The organism is Acidovorax delafieldii, assembly GCF_007993815.1.
GTDB lineage: Bacteria > Pseudomonadota > Gammaproteobacteria > Burkholderiales > Burkholderiaceae_C > Acidovorax > Acidovorax delafieldii.
Map to the genome: position 1 here is coordinate 807813 of NZ_VJWE01000011.1, position 22857 is coordinate 830669.

Annotated in this window: 21 protein-coding genes; 9 read left to right on the top strand and 12 right to left on the bottom strand. The window is 67.2% G+C overall.

Annotated features, from left to right (window positions below; translation table 11 throughout):
- The first annotated feature begins 1 nt into the window (after nt 1).
- A complete protein-coding gene (locus ATF69_RS06435) occupies nt 2–325 on the top strand; it encodes a choice-of-anchor U domain-containing protein (RefSeq protein ID WP_146870245.1) in 324 nt (107 codons plus the stop codon).
- A 522-nt stretch (nt 326–847) separates the two neighbouring features.
- Here ATF69_RS06435 and ATF69_RS06440 read toward each other — a convergent pair.
- The 10 genes from ATF69_RS06440 to ATF69_RS06485 all read right to left on the bottom strand — a co-directional run bounded on the left by ATF69_RS06440 (nt 848) and on the right by ATF69_RS06485 (nt 10389).
- The gene (locus ATF69_RS06440) at nt 848–1573 is read right to left on the bottom strand and encodes a helix-turn-helix transcriptional regulator (protein WP_121941683.1); all 726 of its coding nucleotides are present in this window, start codon (nt 1571–1573) and stop codon (nt 848–850) included.
- Nucleotides 1574–1632: 59 nt separating this feature from the next.
- The gene (locus tag ATF69_RS06445; RefSeq protein WP_056057236.1) at nt 1633–2277 is read right to left on the bottom strand and encodes a glutathione S-transferase family protein; all 645 of its coding nucleotides are present in this window, start codon (nt 2275–2277) and stop codon (nt 1633–1635) included.
- A 22-nt stretch (nt 2278–2299) separates the two neighbouring features.
- Nucleotides 2300–2791 carry a GyrI-like domain-containing protein gene (locus ATF69_RS06450; protein ID WP_056742204.1) on the bottom strand — a complete coding sequence of 164 codons (492 nt, stop codon included), beginning with the start codon at nt 2789–2791 and terminating at the stop codon, nt 2300–2302.
- A 299-nt stretch (nt 2792–3090) separates the two neighbouring features.
- Nucleotides 3091–4035, bottom strand: a complete 945-nt coding sequence (locus ATF69_RS06455; RefSeq protein ID WP_208758696.1) for a ProQ/FINO family protein — start codon at nt 4033–4035, stop codon at nt 3091–3093.
- Between the two features lie 129 nt (nt 4036–4164).
- Nucleotides 4165–5418, bottom strand: coding sequence for a glycolate oxidase subunit GlcF (gene glcF / locus ATF69_RS06460; RefSeq protein WP_146870247.1), 1254 nt, complete (start codon nt 5416–5418; stop codon nt 4165–4167).
- 45 nt (nt 5419–5463) lie between these two features.
- Nucleotides 5464–6285, bottom strand: coding sequence for a YoaK family protein (locus ATF69_RS06465; protein ID WP_146870248.1), 822 nt, complete (start codon nt 6283–6285; stop codon nt 5464–5466).
- Nucleotides 6286–6327: 42 nt separating this feature from the next.
- Entirely contained in the window at nt 6328–7455 is a 1128-nt protein-coding gene (gene glcE / locus ATF69_RS06470) for a glycolate oxidase subunit GlcE (protein WP_146870249.1), read from the bottom strand.
- Between the two features lie 257 nt (nt 7456–7712).
- The gene (amt, locus tag ATF69_RS06475; protein WP_146870250.1) at nt 7713–9260 is read right to left on the bottom strand and encodes an ammonium transporter; all 1548 of its coding nucleotides are present in this window, start codon (nt 9258–9260) and stop codon (nt 7713–7715) included.
- Nucleotides 9261–9296: 36 nt separating this feature from the next.
- Nucleotides 9297–9635 (bottom strand): P-II family nitrogen regulator, encoded by a 339-nt coding sequence (glnK, locus tag ATF69_RS06480; RefSeq protein WP_015012094.1) that lies wholly within the window; start codon nt 9633–9635, stop codon nt 9297–9299.
- A 43-nt stretch (nt 9636–9678) separates the two neighbouring features.
- The gene (locus ATF69_RS06485) at nt 9679–10389 is read right to left on the bottom strand and encodes a TorF family putative porin (RefSeq protein ID WP_056057222.1); all 711 of its coding nucleotides are present in this window, start codon (nt 10387–10389) and stop codon (nt 9679–9681) included.
- A gap of 214 nt (nt 10390–10603) precedes the next feature.
- On the opposite strand from ATF69_RS06485, the gene ATF69_RS06490 reads away from it, so the two are divergent.
- Both ATF69_RS06490 and ATF69_RS06495 read left to right on the top strand, forming a co-directional pair.
- Nucleotides 10604–12148, top strand: a complete 1545-nt coding sequence (locus tag ATF69_RS06490; RefSeq protein WP_146870251.1) for a YifB family Mg chelatase-like AAA ATPase — start codon at nt 10604–10606, stop codon at nt 12146–12148.
- A gap of 182 nt (nt 12149–12330) precedes the next feature.
- A complete protein-coding gene (locus tag ATF69_RS06495; RefSeq protein ID WP_056057218.1) occupies nt 12331–12828 on the top strand; it encodes a MarR family winged helix-turn-helix transcriptional regulator in 498 nt (165 codons plus the stop codon).
- Nucleotides 12829–12870: 42 nt separating this feature from the next.
- Here ATF69_RS06495 and ATF69_RS06500 read toward each other — a convergent pair whose 3' ends face one another.
- A complete protein-coding gene (locus ATF69_RS06500; RefSeq protein WP_121941677.1) occupies nt 12871–13758 on the bottom strand; it encodes an amidohydrolase family protein in 888 nt (295 codons plus the stop codon).
- Nucleotides 13759–13918: 160 nt separating this feature from the next.
- Here ATF69_RS06500 and ATF69_RS06505 point away from each other — a divergent pair, with 160 nt between their 5' ends.
- From ATF69_RS06505 to ATF69_RS06530, 6 genes are all read left to right on the top strand, one after another.
- A complete protein-coding gene (locus ATF69_RS06505; protein WP_056057212.1) occupies nt 13919–14701 on the top strand; it encodes a crotonase/enoyl-CoA hydratase family protein in 783 nt (260 codons plus the stop codon).
- Nucleotides 14702–14741: 40 nt separating this feature from the next.
- A complete protein-coding gene (locus ATF69_RS06510) occupies nt 14742–16619 on the top strand; it encodes a feruloyl-CoA synthase (RefSeq protein WP_056742220.1) in 1878 nt (625 codons plus the stop codon).
- 28 nt (nt 16620–16647) lie between these two features.
- Nucleotides 16648–17412, top strand: coding sequence for an SDR family NAD(P)-dependent oxidoreductase (locus ATF69_RS06515; RefSeq protein ID WP_099731539.1), 765 nt, complete (start codon nt 16648–16650; stop codon nt 17410–17412).
- A 98-nt stretch (nt 17413–17510) separates the two neighbouring features.
- Complete coding sequence (locus ATF69_RS06520) at nt 17511–18500, top strand: Bug family tripartite tricarboxylate transporter substrate binding protein (protein WP_056057208.1); 990 nt, start codon at nt 17511–17513, stop codon at nt 18498–18500.
- Nucleotides 18501–18624: 124 nt separating this feature from the next.
- Complete coding sequence (locus ATF69_RS06525; RefSeq protein ID WP_146870252.1) at nt 18625–20352, top strand: acyl-CoA dehydrogenase family protein; 1728 nt, start codon at nt 18625–18627, stop codon at nt 20350–20352.
- A gap of 153 nt (nt 20353–20505) precedes the next feature.
- Nucleotides 20506–22221 (top strand): tannase/feruloyl esterase family alpha/beta hydrolase, encoded by a 1716-nt coding sequence (locus ATF69_RS06530; RefSeq protein ID WP_146870253.1) that lies wholly within the window; start codon nt 20506–20508, stop codon nt 22219–22221.
- A 53-nt stretch (nt 22222–22274) separates the two neighbouring features.
- On the opposite strand, the gene ATF69_RS06535 is transcribed toward ATF69_RS06530, so the two are convergent.
- Nucleotides 22275–22724, bottom strand: a complete 450-nt coding sequence (locus ATF69_RS06535) for a carboxymuconolactone decarboxylase family protein (RefSeq protein WP_146870254.1) — start codon at nt 22722–22724, stop codon at nt 22275–22277.
- Nucleotides 22725–22857 lie beyond the last annotated feature (133 nt).

The following is a 22857-nucleotide window of genomic DNA, read 5'->3' on the forward strand; positions in this document are numbered from 1 at the left end:
GGTGACCTTAACGATCACGTACCCCTCGGTGCTGCCGCCCGCCTCGGCCTACTGGAAGTACGGCCCGCAGCAAAAGGGGGCGCCCTCGACGTGGTACAAGTTCGTGGCAGCGCCGAACCCCGCCAGCGCGGTCTACACGCTGACGCTCGCAGACAATGCGCTGGGCGATGACGACTGGGACGCGACGACAGACATCGTGGACCAGGGCGGCCCAGCAGCATCACCGGTTGCGGCGGTTCCCACAGTCGGTGCCACTAAGCTGGCTCTCCTCGCGTGCTTGCTGGCGATCACCGGCCTGCTGATGCTGCGGCGGATGGACACCTAACCCAGACCAGCTTCTTCAAGGGGCATCGCAGGGGCGCTGACACAGGCTAGTGATTGCGCGTGAGCAGAGCACTTGTCGCGCGGACTTCTCTTGCCTTTCAATGCAAAGGGGACAGCGCCGTAGGTGGGGTTGGTGGCCGTACGGTCAGCCCAATATCCAATCCAAATGATTAAAGCAGTCTGTTTGAGTCGCTTTAATCGAATTCATTTGTAAGACATGTCGACCGACATGCGTACTCGATGGCCTTGCGGCGCGGCTTCACGCATGAGAGTGTTCAACAGGAGGGTTCTGGGAAGCTGGATTTGCGGGGACTTCAGTCACCTCAGTAACCGAACTGGACAGATGACCACAAACATGCCAGAACGACGTTGGCGTAGTGCAAGTTGCTGGGTGATGAGGACTCCAAAACAAACCTGTCCGGAGGCTGGTGCATTCAGGTAGCTGCGGTTGGCGCATTGAGACCGTGAAGATCCGCAGTGAGTCCAGCCCTGTCTTCCGCCACTTCATCACTCCCTCAGAAATTTAGCGCGGCCCCGGCGCAGCCGCCCCCTCCACCGCTCGCCCCTCCATCTCCCCCTCCACCTTGCGCAGCAAGTCCGCCAGGGTCTTGCCGGGCTCCTGCCGGAACTGCTCGTCCAGCACGGTGATGGAAGAAATGCGGTCGATGCGAAAACCCCGAAAGTCATTGCGCAGCTCGCACCAGGCCGACAGCGTCCAGACCTTGCCCCAGTAAAAGCAGCCCAGCGGGCGCAGGCGGCGCAGGCTGGGGCGGCCGTTGACGTCGGCGTAGTCCACCTGCACCACGTGGCGGCTGTGCACTGCCTCGCGCAGGGCTTGCAGGGTGGCCTGGGCGCGCGGGTCCAAACCGACGGGCGGGGCATACAGGGCCTGGGCCTCGGCCGCCACGCGCGCGGCGGGGGGCAGCACGGACAGGATCTTGCCCAGGGCGCCTTCCACCTCTCGGGCCAGCCCGGCATCCAGCCAGGTCTGGGCCAGACGGGCGGCAGCTACCAGCGCATTGGCTTCACCCTGGCTGAACATCAGCGGCGGCAGATCGAAGCCCGCGCCCAGGCGGTAGCCCACACCGGCTTCGCCCTCAATGGGCACGCCCTGGTGCTGGAGGTCCGCCACGTCGCGGTAGATGGTGCGGGCCGAGACTTCAAGCCGCTCGGCCAGGAAGGCGGCGGTGGACAGGCGCCGCCCCCGGATGAGCTGGACGATCTGGAACAGGCGGTCAGCGCGGCGCATGAACGTGCCCCCCGGGGCGAGCTGCAGCCGACCAGATGGGCAGTGTCAGGACGCAGAACTCAGCCATGGCCTTTGCTCTGCTGCGCCAGCGCGTCGTCGATCTGGGAGGCGCGCACAAACGCGGAGCGCTGCCTGAACGGCTGCACAAACTGCTCGAACGCGGGGCGGCGTTCGATGGTGCCGAACTGCATGCCCCAGATCAGGTGCGCGCCCACATACAGGTCCAAGGCCGTGAAGTGGTCGCCGCACAGATGCGGGCCCTGGCGCACGGCTTGCTCCAGGGTGTTCATCACATCGGCGTAGCTGCCGTAGCCCACCATGGCCGCCCGTTCGGCGGGTGCCAGCAGGTTCAGCGCCTTGGCAGTGGCGGCGCTCTCCAGCGGGCCGGCGCAAAAGAACAGCCAGCGGTAATACGCAGCGCGTGCAGGCGTGCCCACAGGGGGCGCCAACGATTTGTCTGGGAACAGGTCGGCCAAGTAGGCGCAGATGGCCGCCACCTCGGTAACCACCACCTGTCCGTGCCGCAGTGCAGGCACCTTGCCCATGGGGTTGATGGCCAGGTAGTCGGGAGCCTTCATGGTGGTGCCGTATTCAAGCAGCACGGTGTCGTAGGGCACACCACACTCTTCCAGCATCCAGCGCGCGGTACGGCCTCGGGACATGGGGTGGGTGTAGAACGTCAGGGCGGCAGAAGATGTGTTCATGGAGGCTCCTGGTTCGTTCAGGTCATGCGCGGGGCGCACTGGGGGCGATGCCGATATGGATGGCCACGCGGTCCGGGCCTTCATACAGCTCGAAATCGGTGCCAAAGCGCCGTGGCACTTGCGGGTGGGCCGCAAAGTAGCGCCAGACCTCGCCCCAGGCATCGATCACCATCTGCGGCATTGTGCCGTGGCCGTGGAACACCAGATAGTCGCCCGCCTGCACCGCGATCTGCACAGCCCCTGGCACCGAGGTGACGGGCGGTGGCACGGCCACGCCAGCGGTGACATCAAAGGCGCCATGTTCGTCGGATTCGTAGCCGCTGTAGACGCCGAAGATGCGGCCATCCTCACCACGGCCGGGCAGGTTGCGCTCCCAGCTCTGGCTGAAAAAGCGGTCCCAGAGACCTCCAATGCGGGCGGTGGCGGGGTCCATCTCGTCGCGGTTGCGGGTGCGTACCGTCAGTCCAGTGACATGAAACGCGGCAACCGGGGTCATGGTAGGGGTTGTTGTCATGGTCAAGCTCCTCTCTGCGTCAGGCCCGGCATGGTGCAGCCCGGCTGCTGACAACATAGTGTCAGTAGCCTGTCTGCAGCGTTGCAACAAGCCGTGACACGCGCCGACGCAGACGGAGCCACGCCGCAGGGCCCCATCTCGGCCGACGAGAAGATGACGGAAGCCGCTGCCAGCACGCCATGACCAGCGAGGGCAGAGGGAGCGTTGCGCCGCCCCCCGCTCAGCTCAGCTCAGCTCAGCTCAGCTCAGCTCAGCTCAGCTCAGCTCAGCTCAGCTCAGCTCAGCTCAGCTCGGGCCGGTCAGGCTGCGGCGGCGGATTCGCCAGGCTCCACGGCGGGAGCAGCAGATACCGCAGCCGCTGCAGCAGCCGCCCGCCGGCGGGCGCGCTCCAGCTGCTGCCCCACCGTGCGCGGCACCATGCCGTACATATCGGCAAAGGCGTCCAGGGTCTGGCCGCTGGCCTCAAAGGCGCGCAGCAGGGCTTCATCCTTGGCGTTGCGGGCCGACCATTCGGCAAAGGCTTCTTCGAGGATGGCGTTGGCGGCTTCGTCGCGGCTCAACACCAGTTGGGTATATGCCTCGCGCGTGAGGCCCGAGGCCTCGAACGCAGCCATCATGCGGTTGCGCAGCTTGGGCAGCAGGTCTTCGGTGGCACGCGCCTTCTTGCGGCGGTAGACCTCCAGCAGCGCATGGTGCACATGCTCGGGGGCCATGTCTTCCACAGGCTGGCCCTGCAGGTCGTGGCGCTTATCGCCTGCCGCCACGCTTTGCAGATAGCGCGTGGAGCGGGTGTGCAGGCCCAGCGCCACCTTGAGCGCCTCGCGCTCGAACAGTTCGGGGTGGGCCGCCAGGATGTCCTGGAAGATGCCGCGCTTGAGCGGACGGAACACGGCGCCAAACAGGTGGGGGTAGAGCCCTGCCAGCTGCTCCAGCGCGGGGTGCACGCGCTGCGGCGCGCGCGTGCCTGCGCCCGGGCCACCTGCGGGCGCTGCAGCGTCTGCCGCACCGTCGGCGCTTGCACGGCCCTGCGGCGCCTGGCGCCCTTCGGGTTTGCGGCGGTTGCGGCCACTCCGACGCGAGCCGTCCTGGCGCCGCTGGGGCGCGCCGGCTTCGGCCAACGCAGCAGGTTCAGAGGCCGCCACAGCGACCGCAGCAGCCTCGGTCGGCACAGGCGCTGCCTGGGGAGCGGCAGGCGCTACGGGTGCGGTTTGGGGTTGTTCTTGTGCGGACACGGAGTCGGTCATGGCGGTGCAGTTCGGGGGCAAATGAGAGGCGACAAAACCCTCGATCATGCCAGCCTCGGGGCTACAGGCACCAAATGGGCCGGATTCCTGCGCACGCCGGGAGGGTTCGGCATCCCGCCCAACGCGCCCTCAACCCGTGCGCAGCGCCTCGTCCAGCACCTCCACCCAGTGCCGCACAGGCGTCCCCGTGCCGCTTTGCAGATGGGTGATGCAGCCGATGTTGGCCGACAGGATCATGTCGGGCGGCTGGTTGCCGAAGGCCTCGCCGAGCACGCCGAGCTTGCGGTCGCGCAGCTGGTAGGACAGGTCGGGGTTGAGCACCGAATAGGTGCCTGCCGAGCCACAGCACAGGTGGGCATCGTTGCGTGCGGTGCGCAGCTTGAAGCCCAGCTGGTTCAGGTGCACCTCCACCCCGCCGCGCAGCTTCTGACCGTGCTGGAGCGTGCAAGGAGGGTGGTAGGCGTACAGGGTGTCCGGCTGGTTCACACGGCCCTGCAGCTTGGCGGCCAGCTCGGGCAGCACGGCGGGCAGCAGCTCCGACAGGTCGCGCGTGAGGGCGCTGATGCGCTCGGCCTTGGTCGCGTATGCCGCATCGTCCTTCAGGATGTGGCCGTATTCCTTGACGGTGACGCCGCAGCCCGAGGCGTTCATGACGATGGCCTCGACCCCACCTGCGTCCACCAGCGGCCACCAGGCGTCGATGTTGGCGCGCATCTCTGCCATGCCGCCAGCCTGGTCGTTGAGGTGGAATTTGACGGCGCCGCAGCAGCCCGCCTTGGATGCGATCACGGTCTGGATGCCTACCGCGTCGAGCACGCGGGCGGTGGCCGTGTTGATGTTCGGCATCATGGCCGGTTGCACGCAGCCCGCCAGCATGAGCACCTTGCGCGCATGTTCACGCGTGGGCCAGGCGCCGGCGTCCTGCGGTGCGGGCACCTTGGCCTTCAGCGCCTTGGGCAGCAGGCCGCGCACCATTTGCCCTGCCTTCATGGCAGGGGCGAACAGCGGCGAAGGCAGGCCCTCCTTCAGCGCCCAACGCAGGGCTTTTTCGCCCACGGGGCGGGGCACTTTTTCATCGACGATCTTGCGACCGATGTCCACCAGGTGGCCGTATTGCACGCCGCTCGGGCAGGTGCTTTCGCAGTTGCGGCAGGTGAGGCACCGGTCCAGGTGCATCTGGGTCTTGCGCGTGGGCTCGGCGCCTTCGAGCACCTGCTTGATGAGGTAGATGCGGCCGCGCGGGCCATCCAGCTCGTCACCCAGCAGCTGGTAGGTGGGGCAGGTGGCGGTACAAAAGCCGCAGTGCACACATTTGCGCAGGATGGATTCGGCCTCCAGGCCATCGGCGCGGGCGCGGTATTCGGGGGAGAGCTGGGTTTGCATGGGGTGCAGCCTGGGCGAAGAGACAAAAATTTCGGCGGAGGTTGGTCAGCGCGCGGCCGGTGGGCCCGCCGGCGGGGCCAGGCTGGGGTCGCCCGGCGCGGCGGGCGCCGAGGGCTTGCGCAAGGGGCGGCGCAGCCTGGCGCGGTCGGCCCACAGCGGTGGCAACGACAAGGCCAGCAGCACCAGCGCCAGCGGCACCACAAACACAAAGCCCACGTGCTTAAAGCCCGCAGCCCCCGCAATGCCGCCCACCAGAAACATGCCCACCAGCCCGGCAAACAGCCGCAGCCGGGCCTGGTTGGCACGCACCTGCGATTCGGGCGCAGTGCCCGTGCGATTCCAGTAGAGCATCTTGCCCATCTCGATGCCCAGGTCGGTCACCACGCCCGTCATGTGGGTGGTGCGGATCTGGGACGAGGACATCTTGGTCACCGTGGCGTTCTGCAGGCCCATGATGAAGGACAGCAGCAGCACCGTGAGTGGCACCGCAAAAGGCGTGGGCCAGCTGAGGGTGATGGCGCCCACCAGGCCAAACAGCAGCATGAGCACGGACTCCAGCAGCAGCGGCAGCGCGTAGGTGCTGCGCAGCCTGCGCTGGCGCGCCCAGTTGACCATGATGGCCGTGGTGCCCGCCCCCGACATGAAGGCCCAGAGCGCGCCCACGGCGCCCAGCACCAGCTTCATCTGCCCCAGCACCAGGTTGTCGGCCAGCGACGACAGGAAACCCGTCATGTGCGAGGTGTAGAGGTGCACCACCAGAAACCCCCCGGCATTCACCGCCCCGGCGTTGAACGCCAGCAGCAGGCCCAGCACCTGGTTGCTCGCAACCGTGCGGTGGTGTCCGGTGAGGTGAAAAAGGCGTCGCATGGCCAGGGTGGCGGTGGTGGCTGTGAGGGGGGGTTGGCTTGCCTACCAGGCCCGCGCCATGCGGCCGGGGTTGAAGATGCCGGCAGGGTCAAAGCTGTGCTTGAGGCGGGCGTGGATTTGCTCCAGCGCCTTGGATTGCAAGTCAAAAGCACCGCTAGCGCCGGATTTATTTGCCTCGGCAGCTACAAAAAGAGAAGCACCCCCACCCACTGCCCGGGCGGCTTCGCGCAGCGCGTCGCCGGCGGACTCGGGGGCCTGCACCCAGCGCAACGCCCCATGCCATTCCACCAGGGGCTGCACGCCGCCGGGCAAAGCCAGCACCGGCGCGGTGGCGGGCACCGACAGGCGCCACAGGGCGTGGTCGGGGCGCGTGGCCCGGTCGGTGAACCACGGCAGGGTCTGCTCGCGGCAGGCGGTCCAGTCAGCGGCCACGGTGGCGTTGTCCATGCGCGTGCCACCCATGGTTTTGCACGCGGCCTCCACCGCCGCCACGGCGCCGCGCAGGCGCACATACAGGGTGCCTGCGCCTTCGTCCTGCACCCAACAGCTGGCGTTGAGGGGTAGCGGCTGGCCGCCCCAGGCGTGCAGCTTGCGCAACGCATCGACCTGGTTGATGCCCTCGAACCGGAGCGTGGCCTCGCCGGGCGCCACGGGCAGCACCTTGAGGCTCACTTCGGTCAGCAGGCCCAGCGTGCCCCAGGCACCGGCCATGAGGCGCGCCACGTCATAGCCCGCCACGTTCTTCATGACCTGGCCGCCGAAGGTGAGCAGCTCGGCCTTGCCGTTGAGCAGGGTCACGCCCAATAGATAGTCACGCACCGCCCCCACGCTGGCGCGCGCCGGACCCGACAGGCCGGCCGCCACCATGCCGCCCACGGTGGCAGCGCCCGAAGGGGGCTTGGCGAAATGCGGGGGTTCAAAAGGCAGGCACTGGCCCTGCTCGGCGAGCGCGGCCTCCAGCTCGGCCAGCGGGGTGCCGGCCCGCACGGTGACGACCAGCTCGCTGGGCTCGTAGCTCACGATGCCACGCAGCACCCGGGTGTCCAGCACCTCGCCGTGCAGCGCCAGGCCATGGAAGTCCTTGGTGCCCCCGCCACGGATGCGCAACGGGGTCTGGTCGGCGGCGGCAGCGCGCACGCGCTCAGTGATCGGGGCGAGGGAAAAGTCCATCCGTGCATCGTAGCGGCAGCGGTCCGCCGCACGGCATGCAGGGGGCGTGAATTTTTTGAACAGCGGACGTGCAAAGGACTGGCGGATGCCATGGGGCCTTTGGCCCCCTGGCGCGCCAGTCCCACACGCGTCACCCACCGGTACGAAAAAAGCCCGCCGGTGGTCGGCGGGCTGAAGTAACCAGAGGAGTAACTCGCTTGTTCTTATTGCGACGTCACGGTGCCACCAGACACCGCGGCGCGTAGGGCGCAGAGCGATCAGCGGTTGTACGCCGTTTCGCCGTGCGAGGTGATGTCCAGACCTTCGCGTTCGTCTTCTTCCGAGACACGCAGGCCCACCGTCAGGTCAACCACCTTGTAGGCCACGAAGGACACCACGCCTGACCACACGATGGTCAGCAGCACGGCCTTGGCCTGTGTCCACACCTGGGCAGCGATGGAGTAGTCAGCAGCCGTCACACCGGTCGCCGTCACCCAGTCCGCCACGAAGCCGGGGCCACCCAGGCTGGGGGAGTTGAACACGCCGGTCAGCAGCGCACCCACGATACCGCCGATGCCGTGCACGCCGAACACATCGAGCGAGTCGTCTGCACCCAGCAGCTTCTTGAGGCCGTTGACACCCCACAGGCAGGCAAAACCACCCACCAGACCGATGACCAGCGCACCGCCGATACCGACGTTGCCGGCAGCCGGCGTAATGGCCACCAGGCCCGCCACAGCACCCGACGCTGCACCCAGCATCGAAGCCTTGCCGCGCATCAGCGCTTCACCCATGCACCATGCCAGCACGGCAGCAGCGGTAGCCACCAGCGTGTTGATGAAGGCCAGGGCTGCAAAACCGTTGGCTTCCAGGGCAGAGCCGGCGTTGAAGCCGAACCAGCCCACCCACAGCAGCGAGGCACCGACCATGGTCAGCGTCAGGCTGTGAGGCGCCATGGCTTCCTTGCCGTAACCAATGCGCTTGCCCACCATGAACGCACCCACCAGGCCCGCCACAGCGGCGTTGATGTGCACCACGGTACCGCCAGCGAAGTCCAGAGCACCCCACTGCCAGATCTGGCCGGCCTTGCTGGTCATGGCGTCGGCCACTTCCTTGGAGGCGTAGGCATCAGGACCCATCCAGAACCACACCATGTGGGCGATCGGCAGGTAGCTGAACGTGAACCACAGGACCATGAACAGCATGACGGCGCTGAACTTGATGCGCTCTGCGAACGCACCGACGATCAGGGCGCAGGTGATGCCGGCGAACGTGGCCTGGAAGGCGGCAAACACCACTTCCGGAATCACGACACCCTTGCTGAACGTGGCAGCGTTGGCAAACGTGCCTGCGGCGTTGTCCCAGATGCCCTTCATGAACAGCCGGTCGAAACCACCGATGAAGGCACCGCCTTCGGTGAAGGCCAGGCTGTAGCCGTAGATGAACCACAGCACCACGATCAGCGAGAACGTGACCATCACCTGCATCAGCACCGACAGCATGTTCTTGCTGCGCACCAGGCCGCCGTAGAACAGCGCCAGGCCAGGCAAGACCATCAGGATCACGAGGATGGTGGAAGTCATCATCCACGCGGTGTCACCCTTGTTGGGGACAGGAGCAGGCGCTTCTGCGGCGGGCGCTGCAGGCGCAGCGGCGGCAGCAGCAGCCGGTGCAGCCGCTGCGGCAGAGGCAGCAGGGGCTTCAGCCGCTGGTGCAGCCGCAGCGGGTGCCGAGGCCTCTGCCGTGGCGGGCGCCTGGGCGAGGACAGCCGATCCGCCGGATAGCAGACTCAGCCCCAGAATGAAGGAAGCAAGCAGTTTTTTCATGGCGTTTCTCTTCTTGGATGGGATGCGGCCTCGCCCTTACAGGGCTTCCTTGCCGGTTTCGCCAGTGCGGATGCGCACCACCTGCTCCAGGTGGGTCACGAAAATCTTGCCGTCACCGATCTTGCCGGTGCGCGCTGCGGTCTCGATGGACTCGATCACGCGGTCCACCAGGTCGTCGGCCACGGCGGCCTCGATCTTGACCTTGGGAAGAAAGTCCACCACGTACTCTGCACCGCGGTACAGCTCGGTGTGGCCCTTTTGGCGGCCAAAGCCCTTGACTTCGGTCACCGTGATGCCTTGCACGCCGATGTCGGAGAGCGCTTCGCGCACTTCGTCGAGCTTGAAGGGCTTGATGATGGCTGTCACCATTTTCATTTTCAGTTCCTCCGGAATGGGCGCCACCGGCGCCCATTGAGACTTACAGGGTTTTGGTGAGCGTGACGATCACGCGCGACTTGTTGACCGGGCCGTAGAAGGCCTTCTTGGTGGCGCCAACCACGGCAGCGCCGAGGGACACGCCGCCGCCGAAGTCGTACGAACCGCCCAGGCTGTAGTCCATGAAGTTGGGGGCCGTGATGTCACCACCAAAGCGGGTGAAGCCGACCGACGCCTTCAGCGTGGTGCTGGGGGCCACTTCCTGGGCAAACGCCAGGTTCAGGTAGCCGGTGTTGCGGCCCTTCATGCCAGGACCTGCGTAGGCAAAGTAATCCTTGGACAGGGTGTGCGAGTACTTGGCCGTCACGGGGCCGAAGGTGGCAGCGCCATAGACTTCGGTGGTGTTGCCCGCGCTGTTGCCGGGGTAGATGTAGGTCAGCAGGCCCACGTCCAGGTCCACGTCACCGGCCTTGAACTTGTAGCCGCCGTAGATGTCGGATTCGAGCGAGTTGCCGGACAGCCAGTTGACGCTGGAGTTCCAGTTGCCCACGTAGAAGCCGGTTTCGCCGAAGGTGTAGTCAAAGCCGCCTTGCAGTGCGGGCTTGACGGCCTTGACCTTGGACGTGTCCTGGTCCTGGCCACGGAACTTGTAGTTCGTGGTCAGGCTGACGTTGGCGGTGAGCTGGGCGCTGGCCAGCATGGGAAGGGTTGCAACAAGGGCAACGCCCAGGGTCTTGATGATGGCGCGGGTCATGTTTCCTCCGGTTGGACAAAGTAGGGACAAGCGCTTTAAGCACGGACCGTGCCACACCAAGGTGCACGGCGCGCTGCACGGTTGCGTTGCGTTACAACAATCCCCAGTACAGTGGCGGTGACCGCGTCCGGCATGTTGCACCCAACTGGTGCAGACACCCAACGGGCCGCGCTAAAAAACCACAAAACGCACCCATCTGGGGAGAAATCGCTTCATGAGTCTTGCTTTGGTGCAAAGCCGCGCCCTTCTGGGGCTGCAGGCGCCTGCAGTCACCGTCGAAGTGCATCTGGCCAACGGTTTGCCCAGCTTCACGCTGGTCGGGCTGGCCGAGGTGGAGGTGAAAGAAGCCCGCGAGCGCGTGCGCTCCGCGCTGCAGAACGCGGGCCTGGAGTTCCCGTCGAACAAGCGCATCACCGTCAACCTGGCCCCCGCCGACCTGCCCAAGGATTCGGGCCGCTTCGATCTGCCGATTGCGCTGGGCATCCTCGCCGCCAGCGGTCAGGTGGACGCCAGCCGACTGGCAGGCTACGAGTTTGCAGGCGAGCTGTCGCTGTCCGGCGAGCTGCGCCCCGTGCGCGGCGCGCTGGCCACCAGCCTGGCCCTGCAGACCCAGCAGATTGACGCACAGCTGGTGCTGCCGCCCGGCAGCGCCGAAGAGGCCGCCCTGGTGCCCGCCGCGCGCGTGGTGCGTGCGCGGCACCTGCTCGATGTGGTGCGGGCGTTCCTGCCACCCGGCAGCACGGCCGGTGGCGATGCCGATGTGGCCAACGACGGCTGGACCCGCCTGCAGGCCACCGCGCTCACCGCCAGCACCACCGGGCCCGACATGGCCGACGTGAAGGGCCAGGCGGGCGCCAAGCGCGCGCTGGAGATTGCAGCGGCTGGCGGCCACAGCCTGCTGATGGCCGGGCCACCTGGCTCGGGCAAGTCGATGCTGGCGCAGCGTTTTGCCGGGCTGCTGCCCGCAATGACGGTGGACGAAGCGCTGGAGAGCGCTGCCATTGCCAGCCTGGCAGGGCGCTTTCGGCCCGAGGCTTTCGGCGTGCGCCCGACCGGCCAGCCCCATCACACGGCCAGCGCGGTGGCGCTGGTGGGCGGTGGCTCGCCACCCCGGCCGGGCGAGATCTCGCTGGCCCACCAGGGCGTGCTCTTCCTCGATGAACTCCCGGAATTCCCCCGCGCTGCGCTGGAGGCTCTGCGCGAGCCGCTGGAGACTGGCCACATCACCATCGCCCGGGCAGCGCAACGCGCGGAGTTTCCGGCCCGGTTCCAGATGATCGCGGCGATGAATCCGTGCCCCTGCGGCTTTCTGGGCTCCACGCAGCGCGCCTGCCGCTGCACGCCCGACCAGGTGCACCGCTACCAGGCCAAGCTCAGCGGCCCGCTGCTGGACCGCATCGACCTGCATGTGGAGGTGCCCGCCCTGCCCGCCGAGCAGCTGGTGCAGGCGGCTGCGGGCGAGTCCACCGCCAGCATCCGCGCCCGGGTGGAGCAGGCCCGCGCCAAGGCGCTGGCGCGCCAGGGCAGCACCAACCAGGCGCTGCAGGGGCAGGCCATCGACGCCCACCTGCACCTGGACGAAGCGGCCGCCAAGTTCCTCAACACCGCTGCCGCGCGCCTGGGCTGGTCGGCACGCAGCACGCACCGGGCGCTGAAGGTGGCGCGCACCATCGCCGACCTGGCGGGCGCGCCCACCACCGAGGTCAGCCATGTCGCCGAGGCCGTGCAATACCGCCGCGTACTGCGCAGCCCGGTGTAAGTAGCGCTGGCGGCCCTTGAGGCACATCAGCACCTTGACCGAGGCAGATATCAAATTGATAGCACCTGGCGCATGTATCACTAGCGCCTGCGGCTGATTTTGATCAAAAAGAGGGTGCACAACACCCAGCGGGCGCTGCGCACCGGCCGCAGGGGCCCGGGCGCCCGGCACAATCTCCCCCCATGTCCAGCGTCCGCTCCCCCAAGAAATCCCCGTCGGTCCCCGCCCCCACAGACACCGCAGCCCCCGCCAACGAGCCCGTGGACACCGGCTTTTTGCGCACGCTGGTGGGCTACAACACGCGGCGCGCGGCGCTGTCCATCATTGCCGTGTTCATGGAACGCATGGCCGTGTACGACCTGAAGGTGGTGGATTTCTCGGTGCTGTCGCTGGTGGCGCACAACCCGGGCATCACCTCGCGCCAGCTGTGCGCCACGCTCAGCGTGCTGCCGCCCAACATGGTGGGCTTGATTGCGGCGCTGGAACGGCGCGGCCTGATCGAGCGGCGCCCACACCCGAGCGATGGGCGCGCCATGGGCGTGCACCTGACGCCCGCCGGGGTGGAACTGACGGCGCAGGCCGAACAGACGGCCGCGCAACTGGAAGAAGACGCCACCAACCGCCTGACGGCGGCCGAGCGCAAGACGCTGATCCGGCTGCTGCAAAAAGTCTACGACTGATCCAGCGGCCGCTCAGCCGGCCACAAGAGGCCTGGATGCGTATCAGGCGGCCGGCGCTGCCGGGCCCTTGTCCAGCCCCAGCAAGCGCACCGCATTGCCCTTCAGGATGCCGGGCATCACCTCGGGCTTAAATCCAGCTTCCTGGAAGTCCTTCATCCAGCGCTCGGGGGTGATCAGCGGGTAGTCGCTGCCGAACAGCACGCGGTCCTTCAACAGCGTGTTGGCGTACTGCACCAGCTGCTTCGGAAAATACTTGGGGCTCCAGCCCGACAGGTCGATCCAGACATTGGGCTTGTGCGTGGCGACCGACAGCGCCTCGTCCTGCCACGGAAAGCTGGGGTGGGCCATCACGATCTGCATGTCGGGGAAGTCAATCGCCACGTCGTCCAGGTGCATGGGGTTGCTGTACTCCAGCCGCAGGCCGCCGCCGCAGCGCATGCCGCTGCCGATGCCGCTGTGACCGGTGTGAAAGATGGCGGGCATGCCGTACTCGGCGATCACCTCATAGATAGGCCAGGCCATCTTGTCGTAGGGGTGGTAGGCCTGCACCGTGGGATGGAACTTGAAACCCTTGATGCCGAACTCCTCGATCAGGCGGCGGGCCTCGCGCGCGCCCATCTTGCCCTTGTGGGGGTCGATGCTGGCGAAGGCCGTCATCATGTCGCTATTGGCCTTGGCGGCCTCGGCGATCTCTTCGTTGGGGATGCGGCGGCGGCCCATCTTGGACTCGGCGTCCACGGTGAACATCACCAGGCCAATCTTCTGCTCGCGGTAGTAGGCCACCGTCTCGGCAATGGTGGGGCGGCGGCCGTTCTTGAAGTATTTGTCGGCGGCGCGGTCGTACTCCTCGCCGTAGTTGTCAAACGGGTTCCAGCAGCTCACCTCGGCGTGGGTGTGGATGTCGATGGCGATCAGATTGGCGTGGTCCATGCGTGTCTCCTGGGTTGGCGCCCGCCGGTGCAGCGTCAAACCCCCAGCATGCGCCACGGCGCGTGACGCAGATCAAGGGTAAACACCAATAAAAAACGGGCTTGGCTTGCTTGAATTGGTTATGAACTATAACCACAATTCAACCAACACGAAAGCCTCTATGACCCATCCAGACATCCATTTCGAGCTGCGCGGCGACCACCAGGAAGTGGCCGTGATCCGCCTGACCCGCGCGGCCAAGCGCAACGCGCTGAACGACGGCCTGATCCTCGCGCTGCGCGACCTGTTCGAGAAAATGCCCAGCACCGTGCGCGCGGCCGTCATCGATGGCGACGGCCCCCATTTCTGCGCCGGCCTGGACCTGTCGGAGCTCAAAGAGCGCGACGCCGGCCAGGGCCTGCACCACTCGCGCATGTGGCACGCCGCGCTGGAGCGTGTGCAGTACGGCCCCGTGCCGGTCATCGCTGCGCTGCATGGCGCCGTGGTGGGCGGCGGGCTGGAGCTGGCCAGCGCCTGCCACATCCGCGTGGCCGACGAGTCCACCTTCTACGCGCTGCCCGAAGGCTCGCGCGGCATCTTCGTGGGCGGCGGCGGCGCGGTGCGCATCCCCAAGCTCATCGGCGCCGCACGCATGACGGACATGATGCTCACCGGCCGCGTCTACAACGCGCAGGACGGCGAGAAGGTCGGCTTTGCCCAGTACCTCGTGCCCGAAGGCCAGGCCTTTGACAAGGCCTTCGAACTGGCCGTGCGCGTGGCGCAGAACGCGCCGCTGACCAACTACGCGCTGATGCACGCCCTGCCCCGCATTGCCGAGCAGCCCGCCGACCAGGGCTTCTTCACCGAAGCCATGATGGCCGCCATCGCCCAGAGCGCCCCTGAAGCCAAGTCCCGCCTCGCCGACTTCCTGGAAGGCCGCGCCGCCAAGGTCCGCAAGGACTGAGCCCGCCCCCAGTCACCCCTTGCCCCTGCTGGAACCCCCTATGAGCGACCTCTCCACCCCCCTCGCCCCGGCCCGCTACCGCCCCGTGACCTTCGGCGTGACCCGCGTCAGCCTGCGTGACGGTGCACCGGGCGTGCGTTACCTGCAGGCGGACCTGCCCCTGGGCGCCTTTGCCCGCCGCGTGACGGACTACCTGGTGCACTGGGCGGAGACCACGCCCGACCACAGCTTTCTGGCACGCCGCGAGCAGCTGCCCGGTGGCAAGACGGGTGACTGGCAGCATGTGAGCTACGCCCAGGCGCTGGATGCCGCGCGCAGCATCGGCCAGGCCCTGCTGGATCGGGGCCTGAACGCAGAGCGCCCGGTGGTGGTGCTGAGCGAGAACACTGTCGAGCACGCCCTGCTGGCACTGGGCTGCATCTACGCCGGTGTGCCCTACTGCCCCGTGTCGCCCGCCTACGCCACCGTGAGCCAGGACTACGACAAGCTGCGCCACGTCATCGACACCCTCACCCCCGGCTTGGTGTTTGCCGCCGACGGCGCACGCTACGGCAAGGCCATCGCAGCCACCGTGGCGGCCGATGTCGAAGTGATCCTGGCCCAGGGCGCGCTGGAGGGCCGCAAGGCGGGCACCTTCCAGAGCCTGCGCCACACCACCGCCACCCCGGCGGTGGACGCGGCCATGCACTCCACCGGCCCCGGCACCATCGTGAAGTTCCTGTTCACCAGCGGCTCCACCAAGATGCCCAAGCCGGTCATCAACACCCAGCGCATGTGGTGCGCCAACCTGCAGCAGATCTCGCTGTCGCTGCCGGTGCTGGCCGAGGCCCCGCCCGTGCTGGTGGACTGGCTGCCGTGGAACCACACCTTCGGCAGCAACCACAACTTCGGCCTCACGATGATGCATGGCGGCACGCTGTACATCGACGACGGCAAGCCGACGGCCGCACTGATTGGCGAGACCCTGCGCAACCTGCGCGAGATCGCACCCACGGTGTACTTCAACGTGCCCACCGGCTTTGAAATGATTGCCGAGGCCATGAAGACCGACGCGCAACTGCGCGCCAACCTGCTGTCGCGCGTGCGCCTGTTCTTCTACTCGGGCGCCGGCCTGGCCCAGCCCGTGTGGGACAGCCTGCACGCCACGCAGGAAGCCGCCATTGGCGAGCGCATCGTGATGTGCACGGGCCTGGGGATGACGGAATCCGCCCCCTCGGCCATGTTCTGCAACAGCCCCGACGTGCGCTCCGGCCACATCGGCGCGCCCGTGCCCGGCATGGTGCTCAAACTGGTGGAGGTGGACGGCAAGACCGAGGTGCGCTACCGCGGCCCCAACGTCACGCCCGGCTACTGGCGCTCCGACGCCGCCACGCGCGACGCGTTTGACGACGAAGGCTACCTGTGCACCGGCGACGCCGTGAAGTGGATCGACGAGAACAACATCCACCGGGGCCTGGCGTTTGACGGCCGCATTGCCGAAGACTTCAAGCTCTCCACCGGCACCTTCGTGAGCGTGGGCCCCATGCGCGCCAAGATCATCGTGGCGGGCGCGCCCTACATCCAGGACGTGGTGCTCACCGGCCTGAACATGAAAGAAGTCGGCGCCCTGCTGTTCCCCTCCCCCGCCTGCCGCGAAGTGGCGGGCCTGGGCCCGGACGCCCCCTGGGCCGACGTGGTGGCCCACCCCGCCGTGCGCCAGCGCATCGAGGCGGTGCTGGACGGGCTGGCCCGCGAAGCCACCGGCAGCGCCAGCCGCGTGGCCCGTGCGCTGCTGATGGCAGAGCCGCCCTCCATCGACAAGGGCGAAATCACCGACAAGGGCTCCGTCAACCAGCGTGCCGTGCTCAAGCACCGCGATGCGCTCGTCACGGCCTTGCACGACGACACGGCACCGGGCATCCTGAAGCCCGGCGCCTGAACCCCACCCCGAACAGGACAGACCCACCATGCAGATTCAAGGACAAGCCGCCCTCGTGACCGGCGGCGCATCGGGCCTCGGCGAGGCCACCGCACGCGAACTGGCCCGCCTGGGCGCCAAGGTGGCCGTGCTCGACCGCAATGCCGAGCTGGCCGAAAAGGTCGCCGCCGACATTGGCGGCGTTGCCTGCCCCTGCGACATCACCGACGCCGCCAGCGTGACCGCCGCGCTGGAGAAGGCTGCCGCCGCCCACGGCCCCGCCCGCATCCTCATGAACGTGGCCGGCATTGGCAGCGCCAAGCGCGTGGTGCAACGCGACGGCAGCGCCGCGCCGCTGGAAGACTTCGTGCGCGTGATCAACATCAACCTCATCGGCAGCTACAACGTGAGCCGCCTGTTTGCCGCCGCCTGCAGCAAGCTGCCCGTGCTGGACAACGGCGAGCGCGGTGTGATGATGTTCACCGCATCCGTCGCCGCCTTTGATGGCCAGGTGGGCCAGCAGGCCTACAGCGCCTCCAAGGCAGGTCTGGCCGGCATGACACTGCCCATGGCGCGCGACCTGGCGCAGCACGCCATCCGCGTGTGCACCGTGGCGCCCGGCCTGTTTGCCACGCCGCTGATGAAGGAGCTGCCCGAAGCCGTGCAACAGTCGCTGGCGGCCAGCATCCCCTTCCCGCCACGCCTGGGCAAACCCGAAGAGTTTGCCGAGCTGGCTTGCCATATCGTGACCAACGGCCACCTGAACGGCGAAGTCATTCGCCTGGATGGCGCCCTGCGCATGGCGCCCCGGTAAACGATCAGCGCCACACATCAGTAAATAACAAGAGGGCGCGAAAGCGCTCCAGCTTGACCCCCGAGATTTCCGTCAGACACACACCAGGAGACATCAGCATGACCACCACCCGCCGTCAATTCGTTCAGGCCCTTGGCGCCAGCGCCGCGCTGGGCGCCTTCCACCCCTTTGCCGCCCATGCCCAGGTGGACCAGGTGAAGGTGTACTTCGGCTTCCCCGCCGGCAGCTCGGGCGACACCGTGGCGCGCCGCGTGGCCGAGAAGTGGGCTGGCAGCGCGTTCAGCAAGAACCCTGGCGTGGTGGAAAACAAGCCCGGCGCGGGCGGCCGCATTGCGCTGGAGACGCTCAAAGCTGCGCCCGCAGACGGCTCGGTGCTGGCCGTGGCACAGGTGTCGGCCCTGGCCAACTACCCGCACATCTACAGCAAGATGAACTACACCGACAAGGACTTCGCGCCCGTGTCGATCGCAGCCATCATGCACCACGGCCTGGCCGTGGGCCCCATGGTGCCCGCCAGCGTGAAGAACGTGAAGGACTTCCTGGCCTGGGCCAAGGCCAACCCCAAGGACGCCAGCTACGGCTCGCCCGGCGCGGGCTCCACGCCCCACTTCCTGGGTGCGCTGCTGGGCATCAACAGCGGTGTGGACCTGCGCCATGTGCCCTACCGTGGCTCCATCCCTGGCGTGACGGACGTGGTGGGCGGCCAGGTGGCTGCCATGGTCACGCCGCACGGTGACTTCATCGCCAATTACAAGGCCGGCAAGCTGCGCATCCTGGCCACCTCGGGCCCCAAGCGCTCCATCTACGTGCCGGATGTGCCCACGTTTGCCGAACAGGGCTTCCCTGAGCTGACCACCGAAGAATGGTTTGGCTTCTACGCCCCGGCCGCCACGCCCAAGCCGGTGATTGCCGCTGCCAACGCCGCCATCAACGCTGCGCTGAAGGAAAAGTCGGTCATCGACAGCCTGGCCATCGTGGGCCTGATGCCCCATGGCTCCACCCCTGAAGAACAGGCCCGCTGGCAAAAGGCCGAGTACGACAGCTGGGGCCCGCTGATCAAGAAGATCGGCTTTACCGCAGAGTCCTGATTTCCCCTGCGCCGCAGGTCCGGACTGGCACCCCAGTCCGGGCCGCCGCATGGCAAAAAATAGAAGAAACAGCCGCTAGCGCCCAACCATCAAGCGCAAACAGCTACTAATAAGAGAGCAAACCATGCAAGCCCGCCAGACCCTTGCCGACATCCAGCACCTGCTGACCACCGTGCTGAAGGCGCCCACGCGCTGGCAGGGCCTGGCGCCGTTTGCGGATACCGACGGCGACCTGGCGGCCCAGGTGCTCGACGAGGCGGCCAAGTTTGTGGACAGCGCCATCGCCCCGCTGCAGCGCAGCGGCGACGAAGAAGGCTGCCGCTTTGACGGTGGACGCGTGCACACCCCCGCAGGTTTTCGCGATGCGTACCAGGCCTTCTGGCAGGCGGGCTGGCCGTCGCTGTCTTGCGCGCCCGACGATGGCGGCCAGGGCCTGCCTGCGGTGCTGGAGTGTGTGCTGTTTGAATGGCTGGCCGGTGCCAACCACGGCTGGACCATGGCGCCCGGCCTGCTGCACGGCGCGTACGAATGCATCAAGCACCACGCCAGCAATGCCCTGAAGGCGCAGTACCTGGAGAAGGTCGCCACCGGCGAATGGCTGGCCACCATGTGCCTGACCGAAGCCCATGCGGGCAGCGACCTGGGAATGGTGCGCACACGCGGTGTGCCCCAGCCCGACGGCAGCGCGCGGGTGAACGGCAGCAAGATTTTTATCTCTGGCGGCGAACACGACCTGACGGACAACATCGTGCACCTGGTGCTGGCGCGCCTGCCCGATGCACCTGCGGGGCCCAAGGGCCTGTCGCTGTTCCTGGTGCCCAAGATTCTTCAGGATGGAAGCCACAACGCCGTGGTCTGCGAGCGCATCGAAGAAAAGATGGGCTTGCACGGCAGCCCCACCTGCGTGATGCGCTTTGACGACGCCACCGGCTGGCTGGTGGGCGAGCCGAACAAGGGCCTGAACGCCATGTTCGTGATGATGAACGCTGCCCGCCTGCACGTGGGCCTGCAAGGCATTGGCCTGCTGGAAGCCGCGTGGCAAAAGGCCAGCGCCTACGCCGCAGAGCGCCGCCAGATGCGCGCGCCCGGCGCCAAGGACACCAGCCTCATTCAAGACCACCCCGCCATCCGCCGCATCCTGCACACACAGCGCGCCTGGATCGACGGCGGCCGCGTGCTGGCCTACCACACGGCCCTGCAGCTCGATGTGGCCAAGCACAGCACCGACGCGGGTGAACGCGCCGCCGCGCAGCGCTGGTGCGCGCTGGTCACGCCGGTGCTCAAGGCCGCGCTCACCGACCAGGCCTTCCACGGCGCGAGTGCCTGCCTGCAGGTGTTCGGCGGCCACGGCTATGTGCGTGAATGGGGCATCGAGCAGATCGTGCGCGACGCGCGCGTGGCCATGATCTACGAGGGCACCAACGAGATCCAGGCCATCGACCTGCTGGTGCGCAAGGTGCTGGCCGATGGCGGCCAAGGCCTGGCAACGCTGCTGACCACACTGCCCGGCGCAGCCCCCAGCGCCGCCGCCAGCGCGCGCCGCCATGCCCTGGTGGAGATCACACAAACCCTGGCGATTGCCGCCCAGTCCGACCCCGAACTGCCCTACTGGGTGGCCGACGACTACCTGCGCGCCGTGGCACTGGTGCTGCTGGAATGGGCCTGGGCCCAGATCGGCGCCGCCCGCCCCCACCGCACCGAGCAGTCAACCGCCGCTACAGACCGCTGGACCCCACCCGCCCAGGCCTTCGCCCAGTGGGTGCTGCCCGAGTTCGATCTGCGCACCACCATCCTGCGCCAGCGCATTGCCCAGGCATTTGAATTCAGACCCCAGGAGGCCGCAAGCGCATGATTCATATGCACTAGCAGCTCCTGATTCAGTAGCAAAACACAAGCTTCATCCATCTCCCACCCACAGCGTGTTGAGGCCACGTTGCGGGGTTCCTTGCGCCTCAAAAAAACCACTGGAGACAACACCATGCGCTTGAAGATGAGAAGAAACCGGATGCGTGCCCACCACCCCCTGGCGCTCTCGGCCGCAGCCGCTGCCTTGCTCATGGGCTGCGGCGGCTCGTCCGATGCTGCCCTGCCCCAGCTCTCCGCGGCCACACCGGCCACCCTGCAGTCGTGCGCCACGCTGGCCAGCAGCCTCGCGCTGCCCGACACGCGCATCACCTCGGCCGAGCAGGTGCCCGCCGGCCCGCTCACGCTGCAGGGCGTGGTCACGCAGGCGCCCGCGCACTGCCTCGTCAAAGGCAAGATGAAAGAGCGCACCGGCCCCGTGGACGGCGCCGCCTACGCCATCGGCTTTGAAATGCGCCTGCCCGTGGAGTGGAACGGCCGCTTTCTGCACCAGGCCAACGGCGGCCTGGACGGCAGCGTGGTCACCGCGCTGGGCTCGGTGAGCGGCGGCGCCCCCGTGGCGCCCGCCCTGGTGCAGGGCTTTGCGGTGCTCAGCTCTGACGCAGGCCACAGCGCACCCACGCCCTTCTTTGGCGTGGACCCGCAGGCCCGGCTGGACTACGGCTACCAGGCCGTGGGCACCCTCACCCCCATGGCCAAGAACCTCATCAAGAGCGCCTACGGCAAGGCGCCCGACCGCTCGTACCTGGCCGGCTGCTCCAACGGCGGCCGCCACGCCATGGTGGGCGCATCGCGCTATGCCGACCAATACGACGGCATCCTGGCGGGCAACCCCGGCTTTCACCTGCCCAAGGCCGCCACCACGCAGCTGTGGAAGGCCCAGCAATACGCCAAGGTGTCCACCAAGGACGCCACCACCGGCCTGCCCGACCTGACCACCGCCGTGAGCCCGGCCGAGTTCAAGCTCATCAGCAGCAAGATCGTCGCCAAGTGCGACGCGCTGGACGGCGTGGCCGACGGCCAGGTCAACGACGTGGCCGCCTGCCAGGCCGCCTTCAACCTGCAGACCGACGTGCCCACCTGCACCGGCGCACGCGACGGCAGCTGCATCACCGGCGAGCAAAAGGGCGTGCTGGCCAGCATCTTTGCAGGCCCCAAGAACAGCAAGGGCGAAGCGCTGTACACCGGCACCTGGTTCGACCCCGGCGTTGCGGGCGCCAACTTTGCGTCGTGGCACTTTGGCTCGCCCGCCACGCGTGACGCCGGTGCGGTGGCCTTCATCTTCACCTCGCCCCCATCCACCGTGGCAGCGTTCACCGCCATCCCCGGCATGCAGTACGCGCTGAACTTCAGCATGGAGACGGACTACCCCAAGATGTTCGCCACCACGGCGCAATACGCCGAGTCGCCCTGGTCGTACATGACTCCGCCCAACGAAGCTGACCTGAGCGCCCTGAAGAACCGGGGCGCCAAGATGATCGTCTTCCACGGCGTGGCCGACGGCGTGTTCTCACCCATGGACACCGCCAACTGGATGGACCGCCTGCAGGCCAACCACAGCGGCAAGGCCGACGCCTTTGCCCGCCTGTTCCTGGTGCCCGGCATGAACCACTGCTCCGGCGGCCCCGCCACCGACCAGTTCGACATGCTGGCCCCGCTGGTCGCCTGGGTGGAACAAGGCAAGGCACCCGACAGCGTGACGGCGAAAGTGCGCGGCGCGGGCGCCAATGTGGTCAACGCCGAGCTGCCCGCCAGCTGGTCCGCCAACCGCACCCGGCCACTGTGCGTGTACCCCAAGGTGGCCCGCTACAACGGCACGGGGGATGTGGAGAGCGCAAGCAGTTTCAGCTGCAAGTGATCAGCGCTTGAAAAGCGGGAAGTCCGGCGCAAGCCGGGCTTCCCTTTTTCTTTTTACGCCTTGGCGCGAGGCTTCATGCGAAAGCTGACGCCCATGCGGTTGATGGCGTTCATGGTGGCAATCGTGAGCGTTAGGTCCACCAGGTCCTTCTCGCCAAACACGGCCAGCGCGGCCGCATAGGCCTCATCAGAGGCATGGGTCTCGCTCACGCGGGTCACCTCCTCGGCCCAGGCCAGCGCAGCGCGCTCCTGCGCAGAGAACAAATACGCCGCCTCATGCCACACAGGGACCAGCACCACCTTCTCCACCGACATGCCTTCGGCCAGCAGGTCGCGCGTGTGGATGTCGATGCAGTGCGCGCACCCGTTGATCTGCGACACGCGCAGAAAGACCAGGTGCGTCAGCAAGCTGGGCAGAACTGTGCCTTGGGTGACAAAGTGGTGCAGCGTCCCGATGGCCTTGGCCCCCTCGGGCGATACGTTGAACCAAATAGCGCGATTCATACAGCAGTTCCTTCACATTGAATGTTGGGCGGAGGCCGGTATCGACCTCCTGCTCACCAGACGTTTGGCGTGAAGGCGCTGTGACAGATGCGAGAGAAATGGGTGCGAAGCCGACCATGCCCACACCCACGCC

Excerpts from the sequence above, each read along its gene's own strand:
- ATF69_RS06505 (WP_056057212.1), top strand. The coding sequence starts at position 13,919 with ATGACCCATCCAGACATCCATTTCGAGCTGCGCGGCGACCACCAGGAA.
- ATF69_RS06530 (WP_146870253.1), top strand. The coding sequence starts at position 20,506 with ATGCGTGCCCACCACCCCCTGGCGCTCTCGGCCGCAGCCGCTGCCTTG.
- ATF69_RS06510 (WP_056742220.1), top strand. The coding sequence starts at position 14,742 with ATGAGCGACCTCTCCACCCCCCTCGCCCCGGCCCGCTACCGCCCCGTG.
- amt (WP_146870250.1), bottom strand. The coding sequence starts at position 9,260 with ATGAAAAAACTGCTTGCTTCCTTCATTCTGGGGCTGAGTCTGCTATCC.
- ATF69_RS06455 (WP_208758696.1), bottom strand. The coding sequence starts at position 4,035 with ATGACCGACTCCGTGTCCGCACAAGAACAACCCCAAACCGCACCCGTA.
- glcE (WP_146870249.1), bottom strand. The coding sequence starts at position 7,455 with ATGGACTTTTCCCTCGCCCCGATCACTGAGCGCGTGCGCGCTGCCGCC.
- ATF69_RS06515 (WP_099731539.1), top strand. The coding sequence starts at position 16,648 with ATGCAGATTCAAGGACAAGCCGCCCTCGTGACCGGCGGCGCATCGGGC.
- ATF69_RS06450 (WP_056742204.1), bottom strand. The coding sequence starts at position 2,791 with ATGACAACAACCCCTACCATGACCCCGGTTGCCGCGTTTCATGTCACT.
- ATF69_RS06500 (WP_121941677.1), bottom strand. The coding sequence starts at position 13,758 with ATGGACCACGCCAATCTGATCGCCATCGACATCCACACCCACGCCGAG.
- ATF69_RS06485 (WP_056057222.1), bottom strand. The coding sequence starts at position 10,389 with ATGACCCGCGCCATCATCAAGACCCTGGGCGTTGCCCTTGTTGCAACC.
- ATF69_RS06525 (WP_146870252.1), top strand. The coding sequence starts at position 18,625 with ATGCAAGCCCGCCAGACCCTTGCCGACATCCAGCACCTGCTGACCACC.
- ATF69_RS06440 (WP_121941683.1), bottom strand. The coding sequence starts at position 1,573 with ATGCGCCGCGCTGACCGCCTGTTCCAGATCGTCCAGCTCATCCGGGGG.
- glnK (WP_015012094.1), bottom strand. The coding sequence starts at position 9,635 with ATGAAAATGGTGACAGCCATCATCAAGCCCTTCAAGCTCGACGAAGTG.
- ATF69_RS06465 (WP_146870248.1), bottom strand. The coding sequence starts at position 6,285 with ATGCGACGCCTTTTTCACCTCACCGGACACCACCGCACGGTTGCGAGC.
- glcF (WP_146870247.1), bottom strand. The coding sequence starts at position 5,418 with ATGCAAACCCAGCTCTCCCCCGAATACCGCGCCCGCGCCGATGGCCTG.
- ATF69_RS06490 (WP_146870251.1), top strand. The coding sequence starts at position 10,604 with ATGAGTCTTGCTTTGGTGCAAAGCCGCGCCCTTCTGGGGCTGCAGGCG.
- ATF69_RS06520 (WP_056057208.1), top strand. The coding sequence starts at position 17,511 with ATGACCACCACCCGCCGTCAATTCGTTCAGGCCCTTGGCGCCAGCGCC.
- ATF69_RS06445 (WP_056057236.1), bottom strand. The coding sequence starts at position 2,277 with ATGAACACATCTTCTGCCGCCCTGACGTTCTACACCCACCCCATGTCC.
- ATF69_RS06495 (WP_056057218.1), top strand. The coding sequence starts at position 12,331 with ATGTCCAGCGTCCGCTCCCCCAAGAAATCCCCGTCGGTCCCCGCCCCC.
- ATF69_RS06535 (WP_146870254.1), bottom strand. The coding sequence starts at position 22,724 with ATGAATCGCGCTATTTGGTTCAACGTATCGCCCGAGGGGGCCAAGGCC.